The organism is Candidatus Phytoplasma pruni (assembly GCF_013391955.1).
GTDB lineage: Bacteria > Bacillota_I > Bacilli_A > Acholeplasmatales > Acholeplasmataceae > Phytoplasma.
In genome coordinates this window covers 1-4,460 of sequence record NZ_JABUOH010000039.1, presented here as the reverse complement: position 1 = coordinate 4,460, position 4,460 = coordinate 1, and the positions used below count along the sequence as shown (strand labels likewise).

Sequence of the window (4,460 nt, the reverse complement as noted above, 5' to 3'; positions counted from 1 at the left end):
GTGATTCTTTGGCTAAGGTACGGGCTAGGGTAGTTTTACCTGTTCCTGGCACGCCGTAGAATAGTGCTCCTGTGGGCGGTTTTAAACCGAATTGTTTAGCTTTAGCGGGGTTTTTGATGTATAACATGAATTCTTGTAAAGCTTCTTTTTCTTTTTGTAAACCGTCTAATTGGTCGATGGATAAGAAATTTTTTGTAAACCGTCTAATTGGTCGATGGATAAGAAATCGGATAATTTGTTAACTGGCGTTACTTCAAAATGTTTTTCCGGATTGGCTTCGTCGTCATCTGGGGTGCCGGTTAAAAGGGATTTTAGATCTCCTAACGAGTTTTGGTTGGCTTGGTTGTTTAAAGCTTGGGTTAAATTGTCGTTATATTCTGCCATAGATTGTTGTTTGGCTCTTTTTAATTTCAGTAATTGTTTTTGGAAGTTTTGTTGTTCTTCGTAATGTTTTTGTTCTTGGGCGGTTTTGTCGGCGTAGCGTTTGTCTTCGATGGTTTGACGTTCAGTGGTTTGAGCGTCTTTGGTTTGTTGGTATTTGTAGATCACTACCGAAGCGGTAGTGATAAACGCGATAGTTAAAACAGTAGTGATTATTTGCATTATGATTTGGATGGTGGGTTTTTGGTGGGTGTTTTGATTTTGCGAGGACATGGTTTTTTTTCCTTGGAAATTATAGTTTAAAATGAGGTTTTTAATAATTAGTTGATATTTAATATTAACTATGGTATGAAGTTGGTTAATTGAGGTGTTTTTAGAGGTTATTCGTTATGATTAGATAGAATGTTTTTGATGTTTTGTTTCTTTTCTTTCAATATGCCTTGTAATTAGTTTATTTTCTTTTAAATTGTTGTCAATCGTATTCATGTTCCTTATACCGTATAAATAAAAAGAGCCTCCAAAATAAGAGTCTTATAAATAGGGATGTTTGGTATTTTATTTGATTGCGTTTCTTTGAGGATTTTTGATATAAGTGGTCGCTTTACCGTTACCTACTTTAAGAATGTATTTTACTTTGACAAGTTTATGTAGATAAAGCTTAATTGTGGTCGGACTGATATGTGGAAATTTTTTAATTAGTGTAGCTTTATTGGTTTGGATGATTGAGTTGTTGAAATAATTGGTAATTTGTTGCAAAGCAGTTTGACTTGATTGTTGAATTTGGTTAAAATCCATTTTTTGATAAGTTTGTAAAATGACATTTAACATATATTGGATAAAAGGGAGAGGATCGTTTTGATTTTCATGCCAATTTTGTGAACTTTCAAAAAGAACATCATAATAACTTTCTTTCGTTTCTTCAATGATTTGTTCGAAACTAATAAATTTTTGAATAATATGATCGTTTTTATATAACAATAAAGTTGTTAATAAACGACTGATTCTTCCGTTTCCATCTGTAAAAGGATGAATACATAAGAAATCAAGGATGAAATTTAAAGAAGCGATTAGTGGGTTTATTTTAGGATTGTGAAAATGAAGGTTAAAAGTTTGACACAGTTCTTCCATATGTTGAGGAGTTGAATAAGCATCGCTAGGAATAAATCTAGTTTTTTCAGTTTTATCAGGAAAAGTTATTTTAATAAAATTATCAATCTTTTTATAACCAAATTGTTTTTGAAAGGAAAAAGAGAATAAAATTTTATGTAGTTGGAGAATATGATGAGGAATTGTAGCGATATTTTCATAATTATCATTAATCATTTCTAAAACTTTTTTATAACCGATAATTTCACTTTCAGGGTGGTTTTTAGGTTTAACATCAGGGGATGAAATAATTTTTTCCATTCTATAATTGGAAGTTTTAATACCTTCGATTTGATTAGAGGTCGTAATGGAATTGAATTTAGCCGACTTCAGGTATTTTTTTAAAACAGGGTTTTTGGCGTTAGACAATAAATCATTTTTACTTTGGAATTTATTTATTTCTAATAAAATATTAACTATTTCTTGATTTAATGTTAATTTTTCTAAATTTTCATAATTAAATTTTTTCACAGGTTATTCCTTTGTTTTTTATTATTTTATATTAACATTATAACATATTTACGGTATATAGAATAGTTGATTTTATACCGTAAATTTTTTTATATACCATAAATATTTGATAATGAAAAAGGTTCTTAGTGATTCTTGATTTTTTGGGATAAAGAAAAAACCATCTTTATAGATGGTTTATTTCGTACTCTTGGTTGTTTGATTGTTAAAACACTTTTGATAAATAAAAACTATTATTTTTTATCTATTTATTTATAAAAAAATTTTTTGTTTATTTTTTTCTTTTTGGATTTTCTTTTTTTTGAAATTTTTTTTATAATTGTTTAATTTTTTATTAATTTTAACATCTGTTTCTGGAGATAAAACCCAATTTTTAAAATCAAACAATCCGCCTTCAATATAATTTTCAAGAATAAAACGGAAATCAAAAAAAGCTGTTTTATTATTGTTATCCATCTTGTTAATCCTTAATTTTACAATATAGGATCTTTTAAATAATATTGATAAATCGCTTCATCAGTAATAATAGATTCACTATAAGCTTTGTCCGGTTCCCATACGTCATACCATGGGGATTCATTATGAGTTAAAAGAGATAAAACTTGACCGGTTTTTCGACCGTATTTAAAAATAATATGATCTATCGAAGTTTTTTGTTGTGGAGTTAAAGGTTCGTTGGTTAATTCTTTCTCTGTTAAAGGGATAGTATGAGTGATGTTTTTATGAGGTTTAACGTATTGTCGAATTTTTTGAAATAATTGAGGGATAACAGGGCCGAAATCCCAAGCTTCAAAATTATAATCCACTAATTTTTCTTGTTTTTTGGTTAAAACTAAATGGTGAGCGCGAGCGTAGTAAACTAACTTTTGGAGTTTTAAATTCGTGAGGTCGTTAATGTTTTTTTTATGACATTCTTCGATGATGTAATTAGCAACCTGAAAAACATTGGTTTTTTTTAACATTTTTTTCTCCTTTTGATTTATTATTAATTTTATTTTATTATATATCAATTTTTGTTGTTCTTGACAAAATGTTTATTTTTTGTTTTTCTTTTAAAAGTTTCTTTTTTTCTTCTCTCTCGGTTTTTTTGTCATTTATTTGGCTGTTAACTTCTTCTAAACGAGCTTCTAGAGCTTCTTTTTCTTCTTCGGATTCTTTTTTCCAACTTTTATAATCGTTTAGCATGTCGGTGACTGATTTTTTGTCCTTGTCGTTTTGGATTAATTCTTCTTTTTTTTCTGCGATATCTTCATCTATTTTTTGCAGACGGTTGGCTTTTTGGAACCAAAAAAATAATCCTAAGAAGAGGATTAGGATAACGGTGGTAATGATGATTTTAAGTTTGTTTCTTTTGATGATGTAATAGATTAAAAAACCGATGATGACTAAAAAGAAAATGGGGGCGAAAATGTTAAAGATAGTGGTTAATTTGGGTAGTTTCATAAGGGTTGGTTCTCCTTTCGGGGGGATTGTTTTTTATTTTGGGTTTGAGGGTTTGGGTTGATTGTGTTTGTTGCCGGAGCGTGGGTGTTGTGTTGTTTGTTGGATTTGTGGGAATGAAAAAGACCCCGAGGGGCGGGGTCTTATATGAGGGGATTGATGGTTATCTTTGACTTTTTATCGAACCGTCGGGGTTGTAGTAGGTTTTTTTGATACGATTACCAGTTTGAGGGTCTGATTCATCGATGGAATTGATGGAACCGTCGGGGTGGTATTCGGTTTTTTTGATTTCGTTGTTGGTTTCAGGATCGTAGTCTTCGATAGTGGAAATTGTGCCGTTAGAGTTATAGGTGGTTACTTTTGTGGGTTTTCCGGATTGGGGGTTGTAGGTGGTGATTTCAGAGAGGGTGCCGCTGGGGTGATAGGAGGTATATTTGGTGTGGTTGCCGGATTGGGGGTGGTATTCGCGAATTGTGGAGATGGAGCCGTTGGGGCGGTAGGTAGTTTGGTGAATTATTTTTTTATTTTGTTTATCCCATTTGATAATATTTTTACTTCCGTCTGAGTTGTAGGTTTCTTTGATTTCAATGTTAGGGTTTTCTGGGTCGACATCGGTTTTTTGTTCTGGTTTGGAAGGAAAGTGTTTATTTAAAAAATTATCCATTTCGTCGTCTTTAGCGTCTACCGGAGCAGGTTGTGGTGTTTTTGGGGGATTTTTACCTTTGGTGCCTGTGTTTTTTGGTGGTGTTGGTTGTTCTTCTTTTTCTTCGTCGGTTTCATCCTGGGTGTCGTTTCCCTCATCAGAAGCGTCTTCTTCTGTTGTTTGGGGTTTATTGGTTTTTGGAGTTTTAGGTTTTTGTGATGTTGTTGGGGTTGTTGTAGATGTTGGTTTTTTGGTTAAATGTTGGATTAAGAAATAGCCGCCGATGCTTGCAGCGAGGATCATTAAGATTGTGGTGATAATAATGATGATGGTTTTTGTGTTGTTCTTTGGGGGATTGTTGTTTGGCATGTTGTTGTGC

7 protein-coding genes are annotated in these 4,460 nt (G+C 31.9%); all 7 read right to left on the bottom strand.

Features of this window, described 5'->3' with window-relative positions; genetic code table 11:
- The coding region (locus HR065_RS03800; RefSeq protein ID WP_178734135.1) for an AAA family ATPase at positions 1-127 on the bottom strand (127 nt) is incomplete at its 3' end.
- A 38-nt stretch (positions 128-165) separates the two neighbouring features.
- On the bottom strand, positions 166-654 hold the full coding sequence (locus HR065_RS01380) for a hypothetical protein (RefSeq protein WP_178734134.1): 489 nt from the start codon (positions 652-654) through the stop codon (positions 166-168).
- A 282-nt stretch (positions 655-936) separates the two neighbouring features.
- Complete coding sequence (locus HR065_RS01375; RefSeq protein ID WP_178734133.1) at positions 937-1,998, bottom strand: Fic family protein; 1,062 nt, start codon at positions 1,996-1,998, stop codon at positions 937-939.
- A gap of 252 nt (positions 1,999-2,250) precedes the next feature.
- A complete protein-coding gene (locus tag HR065_RS01370; RefSeq protein WP_178734132.1) occupies positions 2,251-2,454 on the bottom strand; it encodes a hypothetical protein in 204 nt (67 codons plus the stop codon).
- A 17-nt stretch (positions 2,455-2,471) separates the two neighbouring features.
- A complete protein-coding gene (locus HR065_RS01365; protein WP_178734131.1) occupies positions 2,472-2,960 on the bottom strand; it encodes a Panacea domain-containing protein in 489 nt (162 codons plus the stop codon).
- A gap of 37 nt (positions 2,961-2,997) precedes the next feature.
- Positions 2,998-3,441, bottom strand: a complete 444-nt coding sequence (locus HR065_RS01360) for a hypothetical protein (protein ID WP_178734130.1) — start codon at positions 3,439-3,441, stop codon at positions 2,998-3,000.
- Positions 3,442-3,601: 160 nt separating this feature from the next.
- On the bottom strand, positions 3,602-4,460 hold an 859-nt coding region (locus HR065_RS01355; RefSeq protein WP_178734129.1), incomplete at its 5' end, for a DUF2963 domain-containing protein.